This is a genomic window from Achromobacter spanius (assembly GCF_002966795.1).
Classification (GTDB): Bacteria; Pseudomonadota; Gammaproteobacteria; order Burkholderiales; family Burkholderiaceae_B; genus Achromobacter; species Achromobacter spanius_D.
Window position 1 is genome coordinate 2,509,245 of the sequence record NZ_CP023270.1, and the last position, 19,549, is coordinate 2,528,793.

The 19,549-nt window shown below is 65.6% G+C and carries 17 protein-coding genes; 14 read left to right on the forward strand and 3 right to left on the reverse strand.

Annotation, left to right across the window (positions count from 1 at the left end; translation table 11 throughout):
- The first annotated feature begins 3 nt into the window (after window positions 1-3).
- On the forward strand, window positions 4-2,124 hold the full coding sequence (flhA, locus tag CLM73_RS11175; RefSeq protein ID WP_105238485.1) for a flagellar biosynthesis protein FlhA: 2,121 nt from the start codon (window positions 4-6) through the stop codon (window positions 2,122-2,124).
- Complete coding sequence (gene flhF / locus CLM73_RS11180; RefSeq protein WP_105238486.1) at window positions 2,121-4,958, forward strand: flagellar biosynthesis protein FlhF; 2,838 nt, start codon at window positions 2,121-2,123, stop codon at window positions 4,956-4,958. The genes flhA and flhF overlap by 4 nt, the downstream gene beginning before the upstream one ends.
- 82 nt (window positions 4,959-5,040) lie before the next feature.
- Here flhF and CLM73_RS11185 read toward each other — a convergent pair whose 3' ends face one another.
- The 3 genes from CLM73_RS11185 to flgA all read right to left on the reverse strand — a co-directional run bounded on the left by CLM73_RS11185 (window position 5,041) and on the right by flgA (window position 6,680).
- Complete coding sequence (locus CLM73_RS11185; protein ID WP_105238487.1) at window positions 5,041-5,514, reverse strand: flagella synthesis protein FlgN; 474 nt, start codon at window positions 5,512-5,514, stop codon at window positions 5,041-5,043.
- Window positions 5,515-5,545: 31 nt separating this feature from the next.
- Window positions 5,546-5,839 (reverse strand): flagellar biosynthesis anti-sigma factor FlgM, encoded by a 294-nt coding sequence (gene flgM / locus CLM73_RS11190; protein ID WP_105238488.1) that lies wholly within the window; start codon window positions 5,837-5,839, stop codon window positions 5,546-5,548.
- Between the two features lie 127 nt (window positions 5,840-5,966).
- The gene (gene flgA, locus CLM73_RS11195) at window positions 5,967-6,680 is read right to left on the reverse strand and encodes a flagellar basal body P-ring formation chaperone FlgA (protein ID WP_105241478.1); all 714 of its coding nucleotides are present in this window, start codon (window positions 6,678-6,680) and stop codon (window positions 5,967-5,969) included.
- A 177-nt stretch (window positions 6,681-6,857) separates the two neighbouring features.
- Between flgA and flgB the strand changes: the two genes are divergently transcribed.
- The 12 genes from flgB (at window position 6,858) to CLM73_RS11255 (ending at window position 19,450) form a co-directional block, all read left to right on the forward strand.
- Window positions 6,858-7,265 (forward strand): flagellar basal body rod protein FlgB, encoded by a 408-nt coding sequence (gene flgB, locus CLM73_RS11200; protein WP_056570192.1) that lies wholly within the window; start codon window positions 6,858-6,860, stop codon window positions 7,263-7,265.
- 22 nt (window positions 7,266-7,287) lie between these two features.
- On the forward strand, window positions 7,288-7,707 hold the full coding sequence (flgC, locus tag CLM73_RS11205) for a flagellar basal body rod protein FlgC (RefSeq protein ID WP_105238489.1): 420 nt from the start codon (window positions 7,288-7,290) through the stop codon (window positions 7,705-7,707).
- A gap of 20 nt (window positions 7,708-7,727) precedes the next feature.
- Window positions 7,728-8,426, forward strand: coding sequence for a flagellar hook capping FlgD N-terminal domain-containing protein (locus CLM73_RS11210; protein WP_105238490.1), 699 nt, complete (start codon window positions 7,728-7,730; stop codon window positions 8,424-8,426).
- A 69-nt stretch (window positions 8,427-8,495) separates the two neighbouring features.
- Window positions 8,496-9,968 carry a flagellar hook-basal body complex protein gene (locus CLM73_RS11215; protein WP_105238491.1) on the forward strand — a complete coding sequence of 491 codons (1,473 nt, stop codon included), beginning with the start codon at window positions 8,496-8,498 and terminating at the stop codon, window positions 9,966-9,968.
- Window positions 9,969-10,006: 38 nt separating this feature from the next.
- A complete protein-coding gene (locus tag CLM73_RS11220; protein ID WP_105238492.1) occupies window positions 10,007-10,771 on the forward strand; it encodes a flagellar basal body rod protein FlgF in 765 nt (254 codons plus the stop codon).
- Window positions 10,772-10,822: 51 nt separating this feature from the next.
- The gene (gene flgG / locus CLM73_RS11225; RefSeq protein WP_105238493.1) at window positions 10,823-11,608 is read left to right on the forward strand and encodes a flagellar basal-body rod protein FlgG; all 786 of its coding nucleotides are present in this window, start codon (window positions 10,823-10,825) and stop codon (window positions 11,606-11,608) included.
- On the forward strand, window positions 11,608-12,297 hold the full coding sequence (locus CLM73_RS11230; protein WP_105238494.1) for a flagellar basal body L-ring protein FlgH: 690 nt from the start codon (window positions 11,608-11,610) through the stop codon (window positions 12,295-12,297). Before flgG ends, CLM73_RS11230 begins: the two co-directional genes overlap by 1 nt.
- Window positions 12,298-12,300: 3 nt before the next feature.
- Entirely contained in the window at window positions 12,301-13,437 is a 1,137-nt protein-coding gene (locus CLM73_RS11235) for a flagellar basal body P-ring protein FlgI (RefSeq protein ID WP_105238495.1), read from the forward strand.
- Between the two features lie 5 nt (window positions 13,438-13,442).
- The gene (gene flgJ / locus CLM73_RS11240) at window positions 13,443-14,420 is read left to right on the forward strand and encodes a flagellar assembly peptidoglycan hydrolase FlgJ (RefSeq protein ID WP_105238496.1); all 978 of its coding nucleotides are present in this window, start codon (window positions 13,443-13,445) and stop codon (window positions 14,418-14,420) included.
- 73 nt (window positions 14,421-14,493) lie between these two features.
- Window positions 14,494-16,167, forward strand: a complete 1,674-nt coding sequence (gene flgK, locus CLM73_RS11245; protein ID WP_105238497.1) for a flagellar hook-associated protein FlgK — start codon at window positions 14,494-14,496, stop codon at window positions 16,165-16,167.
- A 46-nt stretch (window positions 16,168-16,213) separates the two neighbouring features.
- Window positions 16,214-17,458 (forward strand): flagellar hook-associated protein FlgL, encoded by a 1,245-nt coding sequence (gene flgL, locus CLM73_RS11250; protein WP_105238498.1) that lies wholly within the window; start codon window positions 16,214-16,216, stop codon window positions 17,456-17,458.
- A gap of 141 nt (window positions 17,459-17,599) precedes the next feature.
- Window positions 17,600-19,450 (forward strand): methyl-accepting chemotaxis protein, encoded by a 1,851-nt coding sequence (locus CLM73_RS11255; RefSeq protein WP_105238499.1) that lies wholly within the window; start codon window positions 17,600-17,602, stop codon window positions 19,448-19,450.
- Window positions 19,451-19,549 lie beyond the last annotated feature (99 nt).

A 19,549-nucleotide genomic window follows, 5' to 3' on the forward strand; every position in this document is an offset into this window, starting at 1 on the left:
GGAATGAGCGCACTGCTCACCATGTTGAAGAATAACGGCGGCACGCACGCGCGGCTGCTGGCGGGTCCCATCCTGATCGTGATGGTGCTGGGCATGATGGTGCTGCCCCTGCCCACGTTCCTCTTGGACCTGCTGTTCACCTTCAACATCGCGTTGTCCGTGATGATCCTGCTGGTGGCCATGTTCACGCGCAAGCCGCTGGACTTTGCCGCGTTCCCGGCCGTGCTGCTGTTCGCCACGCTGCTGCGCCTGTCGCTGAACGTCGCGTCCACCCGGGTCGTGCTGCTGCACGGTCACACGGGTCCGGACGCCGCGGGCAAGGTGATCGAGGCCTTCGGCCACTTCCTGGTGGGCGGCAACTTCGCCGTCGGGATCATCGTCTTCATCATCCTGACCATCATCAACTTCATCGTCATCACCAAGGGTGCGGGCCGTATTGCCGAAGTGGGCGCGCGCTTCACCCTGGACGCCATGCCCGGCAAGCAGATGGCGATCGACGCGGACCTGAACGCCGGCCTGATCGGCGAAGACGAAGCGCGCAAGCGCCGCGCGGAAGTGTCGCAGGAGTCGGACTTCTTCGGCTCGATGGACGGCGCCTCCAAGTTCGTGCGCGGCGACGCGATCGCCGGCCTCCTGATCATGGCGATCAACGTCATCGGCGGCCTGGTCGTCGGTGTGGCGCAGCACGACATGTCCATGGGCGAAGCCGGCCGCGTCTACACGCTGCTGACCATCGGTGACGGCCTGGTCGCCCAAATCCCCGCGCTGGTGATCTCCACCGCCGCCGGTGTGGTCGTGTCGCGCGTGTCGACCGACCAGGACATCGGCCAGCAGATCATCAGCCAGCTCTTTTCCAATCCGAGCGTGCTGTTCCTGACCGCCGGCATCATCGGCATCATGGGTCTCATCCCCAACATGCCCCACATCGCGTTCCTGACGCTGGCCGGCGCGCTGGGCTGGGGCGGCTGGGCGCTGCTCAAACGCAAGAAGGCCGCCGCCGTGGCCGCCGAGGAGATACCGCCGCAGGCGATCACCCAGGCGCAGGCCGCCGCTGCCGAGGCAAGCTGGGAAGACGTGTCGATGGTGGACCAGTTGGGGCTGGAAGTGGGCTACCGCCTGATTCCGCTGGTGGATCATGCCCAGAACGGCGAACTGCTGCACCGCATCCGCAGCCTGCGCAAGAAGTTTGCCCAGGACGTGGGCTTTTTGCCGCCCGTGGTGCACATCCGCGACAACCTGGAACTCAAGCCCAACGATTACCGCATCCTGCTGTCGGGCGTGGAAGTGGGCAACGGCGTCGCGATGCCCGGCCAGTGGCTGGCCATCGACCCGGGCGGCGTGACCATGCAGATCAAGGGCACGCCAACGACCGATCCGGCGTTCGGCCTGCCGGCGCTGTGGATCGACAGTTCGCTGCGCGATCAGGCGCAGGTGGCCGGTTACACGGTGGTGGATGCGGGCACGGTCGTGGCCACCCACCTGAATCACCTGATGCACCGCCATGGCTCGAACCTGCTGGGCCGCCAGGAAGTGCAGCAGCTGCTCGACCGCATCGGCCGCGACGCACCCAAGCTGGTCGAGGACCTGGTGCCCAAGACGCTGTCGCTCACCGCGCTGCAGAAGGTGCTGCAGGGCCTGCTGTCGGAAGAAGTGCCGATCCGCGACATGCGCACCATCATCGACACGCTGTCCGAGCACGGTCCGCGCCTGGCCGCGATGGCCGCCGGGTCGGGCGGGCAGCCGGACATCAACGAACTGATCGCGCTGACGCGCCGCGCGCTTGGCCGCGCCATCACGCAGCAATGGTTCCCCGGCGAGGGCGAGCTGCGGGTGATCGGCCTGGATGTGAAGCTGGAACGCGTGCTGTCGCAGGCCATGACGACCAGCGGCGGCCTGGAGCCGGGCCTGGCCGATACGCTGCTGCGTGAGGCGCAGGCGGCGGTCGAACGGCAGGAATCGCAGGGCAATGCGCCGGTGCTGCTGGTGTCGCCGGTGCTGCGTGCGCCGCTGTCGCGCTTCCTGCGCCACCATCTGCCGCAGTTGGGCGTTTTGTCGAATACGGAAATTCCCGATGAGCGCATCGTCCGCGTGACGGCGCTGATCGGCGGGAGCAATGGGCAATGAAAATCAGCCGCTTCTACGGGGCAAACACCCGTGACGTGATGCGTCAGGTGCGCGAGGCCTTGGGGCCGGACGCGCTGATCGTGTCGAACCGCAGTGTCGACGGCGGCATCGAGGTGCTGGCCACTGTCGACGGCGCCTTTGACGACGCGCCGCAGCAGCAGACCCCGCCGCGCGAAGCGCCGGCCTATGCGCCGCCGGCGCGATCCATTGCCGCCTACCAGTCCGCGTACGCGGCGTCGGCCCAGCCGGAGATTGAACCGTCGCCGGCAGAATTCACACCCGCTGCGCCGCAGCCGGTTCCGGTTGCACCGTCGCCGGTCGCCGCTATGCCGGCCGCACCTCAGCCGGCCGCACCTATGCCGGCCACACCTCAGCCGGCCGCACCGGTACGCGTCGAGCTGCCGCCGCTTGCGCCGGCTGTCCGGATGACGCCGCCTCCCGCCATGCCCGAGCGCATGGCCACTGCGTCTGCGCCCGCCGCCGCCATGGCCGCCGCGCCCGCCACCGCCTATCGCGCGCCGCAAGGTTACGCCGCGCCGCCCGCACCGGTGCAGGCGCCCGCATCCCCGCAAGCGTTCGCACCCGTGCAAGCGCCCGCCATGCCGCCGGCAGCGCCGGCGCAACCTGCCACGCGGCATGCCGCACCGCCCATGGGCCGCACGCCCGATGCGCCTGTGCGTCCGCCGCAGGGCCTGCCGCCCGCGAATCTGCCGGCCGATACCGCCGCTGGTCTGCAGGACGCAATCAGCGCCTTGCGCGGCGCGATGGAAAGCCGCATGGACGGCCTGCTGTGGGGGGGCCGCCAGGGTCCGGGCCGCGAGCCGGCTGGCGCCGCGCTGTTCCGTAGCCTGCTGGACGCCGGTTTCAGCACCAAGCTGGTCCGCACGCTGGTCGAGCGCCTGCCGCAAGGCCTCTCCACCGAGGCGGCGCTGAGCTGGGCGCGAAATGAACTCGTGACCCACCTGCCGGTGGTGCGTTCCGAAGACGAATTCCTGGCCGGCGGCGTGTACGCGCTGGTCGGTCCGACCGGCGTGGGCAAGACCACGACGCTGGCCAAGCTGGCCGCCCGCTGCGTGGCCCGCGAAGGGCGCGAGCAGGTCGCCATGCTGACGACCGACCTGTTCCGGATCGGCGCGCTGGAACAATTGCAGATCTACGGCCGCCTGATGGGCGTGCCGGCGCACTCGGTGCGCGATGCCGGCGAGCTGCGCCGCATCCTGGCTGAACTGGGCAACCGCAAGATCGTGCTGATCGACACCACCGGCATCAGCCAGCGCGACCGCCTGGTGGCCGAGCAGGCGTCGATGCTGTGCAACGCGGGCAAGCCCGTTCGCCGGCTGCTGGTGCTCAATGCGGCCAGCCAGGGCGACACGCTGGACGAGGTGGCGCACGCCTATCGCAATGGGGTCGGCGAGGACGTCGCTGGCTGCATCATCACCAAGCTGGACGAAGCTACCCGCCTGGGCGCGGCGCTGGACACCGCCATCCGCCACCGTCTGCCGATCCATTACATGTCCGTCGGTCAGAAGGTGCCCGAGCACATGGAACTGGCCCGTGCGGACGTGCTGATCGATCGCGCCTTCTCGATGGTGGAGCGCGCCCGCGCGCTGTACACGCCAAGCGAGGCCGATCTGGCGTCGCTGGTGTCGTCGTCGCGCGAGCCGGACGCCGTGGACCCGGCGCGCCGCCGCCAGCTGCTGGCCTCGGCCATCCTGCCGCAGCAGGGCGGTGCGGGGTCGATCGCCGCGGCGCAGAGCCTGGATGACACCATTTCGTGGCTGGACAGCGACCCGGCGTGCCTGCAAGCGCGCAGCGCCTGGCGCGAGTACGTCAGCGACGGTGCGGGCGCCAGCCTGGCCGCGCTGGGCGACGAGCCGCTGGCGATGGTGCGCCGCGAGTTTTCCGCTGTCTGCAATCGCAACCTGCTCGTGATGCACGGCAAGACCGCCATGAAAGGCGAGGCCTTGCCCGGCGGCGCGCTGCTGGGCGCGTTGTTGATGAGCGATCGCGGCGCCGCGCTGGCCTCGCCCGCGCAGCAGCTCGTGCTGCCGCATGGCATGTTGACCTCTTTTTCGCCCGCCGCGCCGGCCCAGCCGGATCCGGCGGCCGCGTTGCAGGCCCGTGTGCAGTGGCTGGGCGAGCGCCTGCATTCCGTGCCGCTGATCCATATGCTGGAGGCCGGCACGGTCGCGCTGTGGCAGCCGTTGAGCGAGCAGGGCGTGTCCTGGGTGGCGCGTTGCGCGGGTGGCACGCGCGTGATCCAGGACGAATGTCCGACCAACCTGAATGCCGTCGGCAAGAGCGTGGGCTACCTGCCCGTGGGCCAGCCCGGCGACATGCCGGGCCTGCGCCCGGCGTCCGGCAGCAAGACCGCGCCGCTGGCGCTGTGGGCCTCCGGCACCGAAGTCGTGTTGCCGGGCAAGGGGCAGGGCGCCAGTGTTCGCCTCATCTGTGCGCGGCTGATCGACACGGTCACCGGCGAGGTCGCGGGCCAGTTGTTTGGCGCCACGAACCTGCCGGCTTCGCAGGCGGACGCGGCGACGGTCGCGCGCTGGCTGGTGCTGCAGGACGAGGCCAAGGCGGCCTTCCGTTACATGGCCAATGCCTGGCAGGCGCTGCCCGCCGTCGATGGCGCTCACACGCTGGCGCGCCAGTCGCTCATGGCCGGGCAGCTTGGCGCCGCCTGCTGGCAGCTGGCCCATTCGCCGGCGGCCGACGTCGTGCGCGGGCCGCTGTCGGGCATCGTGGGCACCGAACGCAAGCTGTCGGGCAAGATGCTGCCGGTGGCGCTGCTGAAGATGTTTGCGCTGCTGGAGATGACGGGCGGGGCCTGAGGCCGCAAACCCCTTCTGGTGGACAAATGAAAAACGGCGTGCCATGCACGCCGTTTTTTTTTGGGACCGAGATCCGGGGGCTTTACCCCGCCACGATCGGCCGGCGTCCCGGGGCGCTGCGGGCGCCGCGGCCCTGGGCGTCATACGTGGAGGCGCTGCCGACGCCGACGTTGCGCAGGGCATCCAGCGACTGCTGGGTGTAGCGCAGATGCACGTCGATCAGGGCGCCGTTGCGCATGTTGATTTCGCTGGCGGAGGCCGACTTGGTCAGCAGGGCCTGCCACACGCCGGACAGCTGGGGATATTGCGCCGCGGCTTGTTCGGTGCCGACGTGGCCCGCGGGCAGGCCGATTTCGGTGAGCAGGTTGTCGCGCGTCTGGCTCAGGTCGACCAGCTGCTGCGCGATGCCGCGCTTGCGCTCGGTGATCTGGTTCAGCGCCTCGACGCTGCCCTGGCTGACCAGGACCTCGGTTTCTTCCTCGAGGATCGAGGAGAACTCGGAGATCAGGGTGTCTTCCTGCTTCATGCAGGATTGCAGGGAATCGACGAGGCTCATGACAGACGGCTCAATAGAGAGAAGGAACGGGCTATTTCAGCAGGTCTCGGGCGCTGGCGATCAGGCTGTCGGCGATACGGCCGGTGTCGATCTTGAGCTGGCCGGAGGCGATCGCGGCGCGGATGGCGGCGACACGCTCGACGTTGATGTCGTTCGAGCCGTCCTGCATGGCCAGCATCTTGCGCGACGCCGAGCTCAGCGCGACTTGCGAGCTGCTCGAACCGGTGGCGCTGCTGGCGCCATAGGCTTGACTGACCGCGGACTCGGCGCGGGCACCGACGGCATCGGCCGCCAGGGGCCGGTTGGTGGTCGAATTGATTTTCAAGGTTTTCTCCGCAGGGCGTTCTGGGTCGGTTTGCGACGGATCCGCCTACTTATGTCTCTGTAACGACAAGGGCCGGAGGAACTTTAGGGTATATGCGAGCCAGGCGCAACGCGATTTGTAACATTATCTATAGCTGAATTTCCACCAGGGTGGCGTTGCGCACGACCCCGCTGACCACCTGGCCGCCCGCAGTGCGGACCTGGACCACGGCGCCGGGGGCCGCGTTGCCCATGGCTTCGCCCTCGCTGCTGACCATGAAACCGTTGCCGCGCGCGTTGATCCGCACGTTCGTGCCGCGCTGCACCGACTGGGCGTTGCGCAGCGACGAGCTGCGGATCGGCTGGCCTGCGTTGATGCGGAACGCGGCGGTCATGCCGGCCACGGCCTGCGGGTCGGTGATGGCGCCCGGGGGCAGGGAGACCAGATCGCCCTCGCGGGCGTCCAGATCCGCCGGGGTCAGGGCCTGGCCGGCGGCGATCAGGCGCGAGGCCACGTAATAGTGGCCGGCCACGCTGACGGACGCCTGCACGTAGGCGGTCCAGCCCTTGGGCGTGTTGCAGCGCACGCCGACGGTCATGCGGGACCGCAGTTTCATGCCGGACGGCAGGAAGGGAGCCAGGTCGTCGCAGGGCGCCAGGCGATCGGTGCGCGGCGGGTCGATGGCGATGGACGCCTCGCCGGGCAGGGAGGCCAGTTGTTCCTGCAGATAGGTCTGCGCCGCAATGATGATCGCTTCCGGGGCCTGGGTGGCCGCGGCCTGTGCCTGGACGGCACTTGCCGAGGCCAGGAGCAGGGCGGCGATGCCGGCGCGTGCGAAAAGGAGTCTTGCGGACATTTTCATGATGGATGAATTGTAGAAGTGGGCGGCTTTCGGCAATACGCGAATTGGATGAGAAATGACGGGTTATTTGGCTGATTGTGTTACAGGTCCGGCCCCTATCATGCCGTCATCCAATGGGATAACGGTGCGTCCGGCGTCCCTGCTTTATCTGATTTGCAACGAATTCAAGGCGCCACGATGCTCGACAGGCTCAACGAAGATTTCCGGTTCTACCAGCAGGCTTTGTCACTGCGCGCACAGCGCCAGGAAGTGCTTTCCTCGAACATCGCCAACGCCGACACGCCCAACTACAAGGCGCGCGACATCGACTTCAAGGCCGCGATGCAAAGCGCCATGGAAGGCACGATGCGCCTGCCCGACACGTCGCTCAAGCTGACGTCGGCCCGCCACATTCCGGCCAAGGCCGTGTCGCAAGGCCCGACGGATCTGCTTTACCGCCTGCCGTACCAGCCCAGCATGGACGGCAACACGGTAGACATGGACATCGAGCGCGTGCAGTTCGCCGACAACACCCTGCATTACCAGAGCACGATGCAGCTCATCTCCAGCCGCATCCGCGGGCTGCAGACCGCCATCCAGGATTGATCTTTAAAGGGAGCAACAGGCAATGTCCTTGTTGAGCATTTTCGATATCGCCGGTTCGGCATTGAGCGCGCAGTCGCAGCGCATGAACGTGGCGGCCAGCAACATGGCCAACGCCGACAGCGTGGTCGGTCCGGATGGCCAGCCCTACCGCGCCCGCCAGGTCGTGTTCCAGGTCAACCCGGCCGCGGGCCAGGCGCTGGGCCAGGAGATCGGCGGCGTTCGCGTGGCCGGCGTGGTCCAGGACCAGTCGCCCCTGAAGATGGTCTATGACCCCAAGCACCCCCTGGCTGACGCGCAGGGCTACATCAGCATGCCCAACGTCGATCCGGTGGCCGAAACGGTCAACATGATCGCGGCATCGCGGTCCTACCAGGCCAACGTCGAGGTCCTCAACACCGCCAAGGCGTTGATGCAGAAGACGCTGACCATCGGTCAATCCTAATTTCCAGCCAGAGTCTATCCATGACGACCGTCGATCAAAACACGAGCACCACGGCCATGGGCCTGGCGCAAACCGGCGCCAACAGCGCGAGCACCGCGCAAGGCCTGCAGGACCAGTTCCTGAAGCTGCTGGTCACGCAGCTCAAGAACCAGGATCCGCTGAACCCGATGCAGAACGCGGAGCTGACGTCGCAACTGGCGCAGATCTCCACGGTGGAAGGCATCACCAACCTGAAGAACACCATGCTGGCCATCAGCGGCCAGATCGACGTGTCCCAGTCGATGAACGCCGTGTCGATGATCGGCAAGGGCGTCCTGATCCCGGGCACGAAGGTCAAGGTCGGCGTCGACAGCGCCAATCCGGCGGACCGCGTGGTCACGCCCTACGGTCTGGATCTGCAGGGCGACGCCGCCAAGGTCCAGGTCCGCATTTCGGATTCGAACGGCGCGGTCGTGCGCACCATCGAACTGGGCGAGCAGAAGAACGGCGTGTACACGCTGGAATGGGACGGCAAGAACGACGCCGGCGTGGCGCTGGAAGCGGGTGCGTACAACGTGTCCGTGCTGGCGACCGACGCCGAGGGCGCGAAGGTGAACTCGGAAGTGTTGAGCTACGGGCAAGTCAAGAGCGTGGCGTACTCCACCAACGGCCTGCGTCTGGATCTGGGCCTGGACGGCCAGACCAGCATGCTGGACGTGCGCAAGGTGATCGGCGCCTGAACGGGCGGACATGAATTGGTGCCGGCGCACGGGCGACGGCTTTTCCACTAAAGATTAGCGAGAGTAAACATGGGCTTCGGACAAGGATTGAGCGGCTTGAACGCCGCTGCGCAGAACCTGGACGTCATCGGCAACAACATCGCCAACTCGGGCACCGTCGGCTTCAAGTCGGCAACCGCATCGTTCGCTGACGTCTACGCCAGCTCGCGCGTGGGCCTGGGCGTCAAGGTCTCGGCCATCAACCAGCGCTTCACGGTTGGTTCCGTGACGGGCGGCGGCGGCGAATACGATATCGCCATCGACGGCGCCAAGGGCATGTTCCGCGTGACCGACCAGAGCGGTTCGGTCATGTACACGCGCAACGGCGAGTTCCTCGTCGACAAGAACAACTTCATCGTGAACGCGCAGGGCTATCGCCTGACCGGCTACCCGGCCGGCGCCATCGGTGCCAACCCGGTCGAACTGCAACTGCCGACGGCCAACGTCGCGCCGCAGGCGACGACCAGCGCCACCACCGTGGCCAACCTGGACGCCAACGCCAAGGTCATTTATCAGGTCAACACCGAGACGTCGTCGGAAGTCCCCGGGTCGTTCACGTTGGGTAGTGACGCTTATACGTTCGTTCGCACCCCCGATGGAGTCGAGATCTTCGACGACAATGATGTTCAGCTGACGTCAGGCGCCACGATCACTGATGGAACTATTACCATTACAGTAGGCGCGGGAGACGTCTCTACGGATGATTTGTCGGACATACCCGGGATTGTCGAATACACAGCCGCCGTCACCGAAATCGGCAAGCCGTTCGATCCCAAGATCTCCAGCACCTACACGAACGCCTCGCCCATGACGGTGTTCGACTCCCTGGGCAACTCGCACCAGGTCATGCAGTATTTTGTGAAGCGTGAGGCGACGGGCGGCACCAGCGTGTACGACGTGTACTACACGATGGATGGCCAGGCGATGTCGCCCACAACGGAAGCCGGCGGTATCTGGGGCACCCCCAAGCAGTTCACGTTCAATAACGCCGGCACGCTGACCAGCGCGCCGATCGTGAACCTGACTTTCGCGCAGCCCGGCGGCACGACCACCCCCGCCGATCCGCTGAACGTCGCAATCAACTACACCGGCACCACCCAGTACGGCAGCAACTACAAGCTGATCGCCAAGCCCGACGGCTACACGTCCGGTGAGTTCAGCGGCATCAACATCAGCAGCGACGGCAGCCTGGTCGCCAGCTACACCAACGGCGAAACCCAGATCGTGGGCACGCTGGTCCTGGCCGACTTCTCGAACCTGCAGGGCCTGCAGCCCGTGGGCAACAACGCCTGGAAGGAAACGGCGGCCTCCGGCCAGCCGATCCTGGGCCAGCCCGGCACCAACAGCATGTCGACGGTGGTCGGTCAGGCGACCGAAGCGTCCAACGTGGACATGAGCCGCGAATTGGTCAACATGATCATTGCCCAGCGCACCTACCAGGCCAATTCGCAGACCATCAAGACCCAGGACGAAATCATGCAAGTCCTGATGAACCTGAAGTAATGCCCGCTGGGCACGCGACGACACCGACGGAATAGGCAATGGATAGAATCATCTACACCGCCATGAATGGCGCAGCGCGGATCACGGAGCATCAGGCCGCGCTCTCCAACAACATGGCCAACGTGAACACGGCGGGCTTTCGCGAGCAGATCGCGATGTACCGCTCGGTTCCCGTGACGGACGGGTTGAGCCTGCCCACGCGCGTTTCGACGGTGGCGTCCACGCCCGGCAACAGCTTCCAGATGGGCACCATGCAAACCACAGGCCGCGACCTGGACGTGGCGCTGTCCAGCGAAAACGGCTGGATCGCGGTGCAGACGCCGCAGGGCGAAGCCTATACCCGCGCCGGCAGCCTGCAGGTTGGCATCAACGGCTTGTTGCAGACGTCGCTGGGCCAGCCGGTCCTGTCGGACCAGGGCGGACCCATCGACGTGCCCGACCAGGCCGCGCTGACCATCACGTCGGACGGCACCATCACGGCGCTGGGCGCCGGCGACGGTCCGAACAACATCCTGAATCTGGGCCGGCTCAAGCTCGTCAATCCGGACAACAATCAGCTGGTGCACGGCGACGACGGCGTCTTCCGCATGGCGCCGGTCAACGGCCAGCCCGCGCCGCCGGTGCCCGCCGATCCCGGCCTGCGCCTGTTGTCGGGCGTGCTGGAAGGCAGCAACACCAATCCCATGGCGTCGATGGTCGGCATGATCGAAAACGCCCGCCGCTTCGAGCAGCAGATGCAGGTGATTCAGCAGTCGGACCGCAACGCGGAACGCGCCAACGGCATTCTGTCCGTCAGCGCCTGATTTAAATAACATTTAGTTCGCGGCCAGGCCGCGGCACCGGAGTCTTTCATCATGATGCGTTCGCTGTGGATCGCCAAGACGGGCCTGGAAGGTCAGCAGACCTCCATGGACGTGATTTCCAACAACTTGGCCAACGTCTCCACCAACGGGTTCAAGCGCGGCCGTGCCGTGTTCCAGGACCTGATGTACCAGACGCTGCGCCAGCCCGGCGCCCAGGTGGGCGATGCCACGCAATTGCCGTCCGGCCTGCAGCTGGGCACCGGCGCGCGCGTGGCCGCCACCGAGCGCATCCACTCGGACGGCAACCTGAACAACACCGGCAGCGAGATGGACGTGGCGATCAACGGCCGCGGCTTCCTGCCGGTCGAACTGCCCGACGGCACGCAGGCCTACACGCGTGACGGCGCCCTGCAGCGCGACCAGAACGGCCAGCTCGTGACCGTCAGCGGCTATGTCATCCAGCCGCCGATCAACGTGCCGGACAACGCGCTGTCCATCACCATCGGCACCGACGGCATGGTTTCGGTGACGCAGCCCGGCGCCGCCGGCATCAACGTGCAGATCGGCCAGCTGCAGATCGCCACCTTCATCAACCCGACCGGCCTGCAAAGCATCGGCGAAAACCTGTACCTGGAAACCGACTCGTCGGGTCCGGCGAACCTGCTGCAGCCCGGTGTGGACGGCGCGGGCTCGATCATGCAGAAGTACGTCGAGACCTCCAACGTCAACGTCGCTGAAGAACTGGTCAACATGATCACGACGCAGCGCGCTTACGAAATGAACAGCAAGGCCGTCAAGACGTCGGACGAAATGCTGGCCCGCCTGACCCAACTGTGATGCTCATGTCTGTCCTGCGCCTGGTACTTGCGTCTGCGCTGGCTCTGCTGGCGGCTGGTTGCGCCATGATCCCGCCCGAACCCATCGTGACCGGGCCGACGACGGCGGCTCCGCCGCCGCCGCCGATGCCGATGGCGCAGCCCACGGGCTCCATTTACCAGCCCACGACCTACGGCAATTACCCGCTGTTCGAAGATCGCCGGCCGCGCAATGTGGGCGACATCGTCACCATCGTGCTGAACGAACGCACCAACGCGTCCAAGAACGTGGCGACGAACACCAACCGCACGGGCTCGGCCACGCTGGGCATTGCGGCGGCGCCGTCCTTCATGGACAGCTGGGCAAACGCCAATCTGAACACCGAGGCCAATGGCGGCAACGTGTCGCAGGGCAAGGGCGACAGCAGCGCCAACAACGCCTTCACCGGCACCATCACCACCACGGTGGTGGGCGTGATGTCCAACGGCAACCTGCAGGTCGCCGGCGAAAAGCAGATCGCCATCAATCGCGGCAGCGAGTACGTGCGCTTTGCCGGCGTGGTCGATCCGCGCTCCATCACGGGCACGAATACCGTGTCGTCCACGCAAGTGGCCGACGCGCGCATCGAATACCGCAGCAAGGGCGTCATGGACGAAGTCCAGACCATGGGCTGGCTGCAACGCTTCTTCCTGATCGCTTCGCCGTTCTAAATCATGAAACAACAGACTCCGATATCCACCTTGCTGTCCCTGTTGGCGCGGGTGTGCGTGGCCGTCGGGCTGGCCGCGGGCGCCGGCGCGGCGCACGCCGAACGGCTCAAGGATCTGGCAAGCATCCAGGGCGTCCGGGGCAACCAGCTCATCGGCTACGGCCTGGTCGTGGGCCTGGACGGCAGCGGCGATCAGGTGCGCCAGACGCCTTTCACGCAGCAAAGCCTGACCAACATGCTGTCGCAGCTGGGCATCACGGTGCCCGCCGGCAGCAACATGCAGTTGAAGAACGTGGCCGCGGTCATGGTCACGACCACCTTGCCCGCGTTCGCGCGGCCCGGCCAGACGCTGGATGTGGTGGTGTCCTCGATGGGTAACGCCAAGAGCCTGCGCGGCGGCACACTGCTGATGACGCCGCTCAAGGGCGCGGACAGCCAGGTCTACGCCATTGCTCAGGGCAACATCCTGGTCGGCGGCGCCGGTGCATCCTCGGGCGGTTCCAGCGTGCAGATCAATCAGCTGAACGGCGGCCGCATCAGCGCGGGCGCCATCATCGAACGCGGCGTGCCCACCACGTTCGCGCGCGACGGCTACGTGCATGTCGAACTGAACAATACCGACTTCGGCACCGCGCAGAACGTGGCGACGGCCCTGAACCGCCAGTTCGGGCAGGGTACTGCCACGGCGCTGGACGGCCGCGTCATCCAGGTGCGCACGCCCATGGAGCAGGGCTCGCAGGCCCGCTTCCTGTCGCAGATGGAAGACCTGCAGGTCACGCGCGCACCCACCGTCGCCAAGGTCATCATCAACGCCCGCACCGGCTCGGTCGTCATGAACCGCACTGTCATGATCGAAGAGGCCGCCGTGGCGCACGGCAACCTGTCCGTCATCATCAACCGCCAGAACGAGGTGTTCCAGCCGGACACGCCGTTCACGCAAGGCCAGACGGTGGTGGTGCCCAACACCCAGATCGAAGTGCGCCAGGACAACGGCTCGCTGCAGCGCGTGAGCACCAGCGCCAACCTGGCCGACGTGGTCAAGGGCCTGAACGCCCTGGGCGCCACGCCGCAGGACCTGCTGGCCATCCTGCAGGCCATGAAGACCGCTGGCGCCTTGCGCGCCGAACTTGAAATCATCTGACGGCCATGGCTTATACCAGCGACGCGGGACGTACCAACACCCGGCAGGATTCGGTCTTTGACATGGGCCGCCTGTCGGACCTGAAGCGCGACGTCAAGCAGGATCCCGCCGGCACCGAGCAGCAGAAACAGGTCGCCAAGCAGTTCGAGGCGCTGTTCCTGCAGATGATGGTCAAGCGCATGCGCGAGGCCACGCCCAAGGAAGGCCTGTTCGACTCGCAGCAGACGCAGATGCTGCAGTCCATGGCGGACGAGCAACTGGCCCTGCACCTGGCCTCGCCCGGCATTGGTCTGTCCCAGGCCATCCTGGCGCAGATGCAGCAGGGCAAGCCCGGCGAGATTTCTGAGGCAGCGGTCAAGCGCATCGGGCAGGGCGGCGATCTGGACTTCCAGACCGGCGGCTCGCGTGAAGTCTCGGCGCTGCTGAATGTGATGCGCAACAACCGGCCGGCCGACCGTGCGCTGGCCGCCGCCGAAGGCGCGCCCGGCCACGTGGTCGACTTCGTGTCCAGGATGTCGCGCGCCGCCAACCTGGCGTCTCAGCAGAGCGGCGTGCCGGCCCGTCTCATCATGGGCCAGGCGGCGCTGGAGTCCGGCTGGGGCAAGCGTGAAATCAAGCACGAGGACGGCAGCACCAGCTTCAACCTGTTCGGCATCAAGGCCGGCCCGAGCTGGAAGGGCAAGGTCGTCAACGTGCTGACCACCGAATACGAAGACGGCGTCGCCCGCAAGGTGACGCAGCCGTTCCGGGCCTATGCGTCGTACGAGGAATCGTTCGCCGACTACGCCCGCCTGATCGGCAACAGCCCGCGCTACGAGAGCGTGACGACGGCCCGCAACGAGGTCGAGGCGGCCCGCCGGATCCAGGACGCGGGCTACGCGACGGACCCGCGTTACGCCCAGAAGCTCATCGGCATCATGGGCCAGCTCCGGGGCGCGGCATCCAACGTGGAAAATTCGCGCCGGATGTTGGAAGGACTCTAAATTTGGGTGATCTCCTGCCGTAAACGGGGTATCCAGAGATAACAGCTGCGGTTACATACGGGGCATTGTCAGCATGAATTTGTACAAAACGGCATTGGGCGGGTTGAATGCGGCGCAAGCCGGCCTGGCCACCACCGGCCACAACATCAACAATGCCACCACGGTCGGCTACAACCGCCAGCGCGTCATGACCTCGACGGCGGGCGCGCAAGCGACCGCCAACGGCTACATCGGCCGCGGCGTCCAGGTCGACACCGTCGTGCGCAGCTACGACAGCTTCCTGTACAAGCAGCTCGTCGGCGCGACCGGCAGCGGCGCGCAGCTCCAGGCGCAGCTCGACCAGGTCTCGCAGATCAACAATCTGTTCTCCGACCGCACCGTCGGCATCGCCCCGGGCCTGACCAATTTCTTCACCAGCATGAACACGGTGGCCAGCAAGCCGGCGGATCCCGCCGCGCGCGCCGACCTGCTCGGTCAGGCCAACAGCCTGACCACGCAGATCCGCTCGGCCTACCAGGAAATGCAGAAGCAGCGTGAAGGCCTGAACACCCAGATCAGCACCACGGTCGATCAGGTCAACAGCTACCTGACCCGTATCGACGACCTGAACCAGCAGATTTCGCTTGCGACCGGCAAGGCCGGCGGCAGCCCTCCCAATGACCTGCTCGACCAGCGCGACCAGGCCGTCATGGAGCTGAACCAGCTCATCGGCATCACGACCTACGAGCAGGGCGACAAGATCAGCATCTCGCTCACGAAGGGCGGCCAGTCGCTGCTGTCGGGCAACACGCTCTACCCGCTGAAGGCGGTGCCGTCGGCGGCCGACGCGGGCCGCACGGTCATTGCCTACACGCTGCCCGCGGGCACCGGCAAGACCATCGCGGTCGAGATGAACGACACCGAAATCACCGGCGGCAAGCTGGGCGGCCTGCTGCAGTTCCGCGCCTCGTCGCTGGATGTCATGCAGAATCAGCTCGGCCAGATGGCCGTGGGCTTGGCGCTGTCGTTCAACGAGCAGCACAAAGCCGGTCTGGACCAGGGTGGCAATCCGGGCGAGGACTTCTTCGGCATCGGTTCGCCCGAGGGCGTGCCCAACTCGCAGAACAAGAGCAACGCGCAGATCACGGGTGAGTTCACCGACCTGGCGAACATCAATGCCAAGGACTACGAGATCTCGTTCGACGGCACCAACTACCAGGTCGTGCGCATGCCGGAAGGCTCACAGGTCTACAACGGCCCGGCTACCGGCACGCCGCCCACCGCCACGCTGAATCTCGAAAGCGAGATGGGTGTGACGCTGACCATCAAGGCCCCGCCCCAGGCCGGCGACAAGTGGTCGCTGTCGCCCACGCGCGACGCTGCCCGCGACATCACGGTCAAAATCACGGATCCCGACAAGGTAGCCGCCGCGGACCTGGAAGGCGGCGACGCCAACGGCAAGAACGCCCTGAAGCTGGCGCAGCTTCAGACCAGCAAGGTGCTGGGCCACGACACGATGAGCATCAACGACATGTTCGCGCAGGTCGTGAACACCGTCGGCGTGCAAACGCAGCAGATCAAGACGGCCGCCACGGCGCAGGTCAACCTGGTCAAGCAGACGACCGCTGCCCAGCAGTCGGTGTCGGGCGTAAACCTGAACGAAGAGTACGTGAGCCTGTCGCTGTACCAGGAGCAATACCAGGCCAGCGCCCGCATCATCGATGTGGCGAGCACCATTTTTGACACGCTGTTGGGCCTGCGCGGCTGATCAGAACGTTGACTGAAGATACTAAAAAGCATTACGGAGCTGCACCATGCGTCTGAGCACCACGATGATGTACACGAACGGACTGAGCGGCGTTCTTGCCCAGGAATCCGACATGAATCGCCTGGTCGAACAAATTGGCAGCGGCCGCAAGTTCTTGAGTCCAGCAGATGATCCGCTCGGAGCGGCACTGTCGATCGGGATCGCGCAGACACAGAGCATGAACTCGACGTATGCGATGAATCGTCAGACGGCTAAAGCCAATCTGGGACAGGAAAACAACGCGTTGGACGCCGTCAAAAATGCGTTGCAGGAGGCGCGGACGCGGGTCGTCCAGGCTGGCGGCGCGCTATCCGACTCTGACCGCCAGACGTTGTCAACGGCGCTTAAGAGCACGCGCGAGGCCTTGTTGGGGCTCGCGAATACGACCGACGGAAACGGACAGTATTTGTTCTCGGGCAATGACGGCAAAGTCGTGCCTTACTCGAAGGACGCTGCAGGGAAGATTATTTATAGCGGTTCGGTCGGTGAACGTACGATTCAAGTCGACCAAAGTCGCCAGCTATCTTCCAGCGATTTGGGAATGGATATTTTTGGTCGCGCCAATCCTGGCTCCCAGAGTTATGTCGCGTCCACACCTAGCGCGAACACCGGCACGGCACAGTTCGGGGCGGTATCCGTGACGCCAGGTAGCCCCAATATCGGCAAGAATTTCGCCGTGACCTTTGAAGTCGACGCGACGGGTGCGATCGGGTTTCGCGTCGAGACGACCGATGCCGATGGGACCAACCCCGTTACTTCACCTCCGACGACCGATCCTGCCACGCCGTACGTTCCGGGATCAGGAGTCAATTTCGGAGGCGTATCGGTCTCGATCGACGGAGAACCTAAGCCGGGCGACGTTGTAAAGGTTGAGAGCATCCAATCTGTAGACATGGATGTTTTCGCCACTCTGGATAATCTGATTGCCGCCTTGGACGCGCCGAGCAGTGGTAATCCAGTGGCCACCGCGCATCTAACCAACGCACTTGCGACGGCAAACAAAAAGTTGTCGAACGCGTATGACAATGTCTTGACCGTGACAGCGTCTGTCGGCGCACGCATGAACGAGTTGGAAGCCTTGGATGCGACCGGCACCCAGAAGGGCCTGACGTATTCCAAATCGCTTTCGGATGTGGAAGATCTCGATTATTACTCGGCCGCCAGCCAGCTTGCACTGCGCCAGGTGGCCTTGCAGGCGGCGTCGGCCGCATTCATGACCGTTCAGGGCTCAAGCCTGTTCAGCCGCAAGTAAAGCGGTAGGTTTCAGCGCGGCGCCGGTTGCGTGCGCCGCGGGTGGCGCACATTTCGGACGCTGCCGGCCAAGAGCCGGGGCGTCCGTAGTGCGTGTAGGGTAGGTTGTGTTGTTCTTCGTTGCTTAACGCTCGGATATTTCATGCTTGGTAATTTAAAAGTTCGCACCTGCATCATCCTGGTGCTGTTGCTCTTCACGGGCGCCATGTTCATTTCGAACGGTGTGGCGTGGATGGGGTTGAATTCCGGCAGCGACAAGCTGGCGCGGGTCAACGAAGCCTATGCCAACCAGGCGACGCAACTGCAGCGTGCCTATAGCACCTTCCTGCGCGGCCGCCTGCTGCTTGCCAATTCGCTGATGGACATGCAGCAGGGCAAGACCGAACAGTCGACGAAGCAAGCCGAGGAAGCTGATGGGCGCATGGCCGCAGGCCTCAAGTTGTTCGACGCGTTCCGCAAGGCGCCGCGCATGGCAGGTTCCGAAGACCTCGTGGCCAAGCTGGAAGCCGCCTACAAGCAATTCGATGATGTCTATCGCCGCCAGGCCACCGCGCTGGCGAACCTGGCCATCCAGGACTACCTGGACCTGAACGACGCCGGCAGCGCCGCCAACGCCGCGTTCCGCGAAGCCGTCAACAACGTACTGGAGTTCACGGATTCGCGCACCGACGAGCTCATTGCGCAGGCGGAAGCCGATCACAACATTTCGCGCATGGTCACCATTGTGATGTTGGCCATCGCCCTGGTCCTGGCGCTGGGCTGCTGGATCTTCATCAACCGCACGGTGCTGCGTCCGCTGCACGAAGCGGGCGATCATTTCGAGAAGATCTCCGCTGGCGACTTCACTGGTCGTATTGAAGTGCGCAGCACCAACGAGATCGGCCACCTGTTCGGCGCGATCAAGCGCATGCAGGAAAGCCTGACCCGCACGGTGGCGACGGTGCGCCGCGGCGTGGAAGAAATCAACGTTGGCGCGCGTGAAATTTCCGCGGGCAACACGGACCTGTCCAGCCGCACGGAGCAGCAGGCCGCTTCGCTGGAAGAGACCGCAGCCTCGATGGAAGAGCTGGCCTCGACCGTGAAGCAGAACGCGGACAACGCGCGCCAGGCCAATCAACTGGCCGCCAGCGCGTCGGACGTGGCTGAACGCGGCGGTTCGGCCGTGTCGGAAGTCGTCAACACGATGCAGGAAATTTCCGCCAGCTCGCGCAAGATCTCGGAAATCGTGTCGGTCATCGACGGCATTGCTTTCCAGACGAACATCCTGGCGTTGAACGCCGCGGTGGAAGCGGCCCGTGCGGGCGAGCAGGGCAAGGGCTTTGCGGTGGTGGCGGGCGAAGTGCGCTCGCTGGCGCAGCGCAGCGCCCAGGCCGCCAAGGAAATCAAGGGCCTGATCGAGGACTCCGTGAGCAAGGTGGGTGCGGGTTCGCAGCAGGTCGAACGCGCAGGCTCCACCATGCAGGAGATCGTGTCCTCGGTGAAGCGCGTGACGGACATCATGGGCGAGATCTCGGCGGCGTCCGAGGAGCAGTCCAGCGGTATTGATCAGGTCAACCGCGCCGTGTCGCAGATGGACGAAGTGACGCAGCAGAACGCGGCGCTGGTGGAAGAGGCCGCGGCCGCCGCCGGCTCGCTGCAGGAGCAGGCGCAGCGCCTGGCTGAAGCCGTGTCCGTGTTCAAGATCAACGCCGGCGAAGTCATCGAAGTGCCCGCGCGCCAACTGGCGCAGGAGCGCAGCGCACCGCGGATGCCCGCGCCCAAGCCCGCGCAGGAAGAAGCCGCGCCGGCCGCGCAGCCCGAGCCCGCCGCCAAGGCCGCGCCCGCACCCCGTCTGACCCAGGTCGCCCGGCCCAAGCCGGCGGGCGCCACCGCCGCGCGCCCGTTGCGCCGGCCGGCCCCGCGCGCCGCCGATGCCGCGGACGTTTCCGCGGCGGCGCCCAAGCCCGCCTCGCGCCGTCCGCCGCCCTCGGATGATGACTGGGAGTCCTTCTGACGGACCCGTTCCGCCAGTGCATTGAACAGGCAGTAGAGAAAATCCCTTTTACGTGCTGACGGCCACGAAGCGCCGCCAGCACGATTACCGGAACTACGG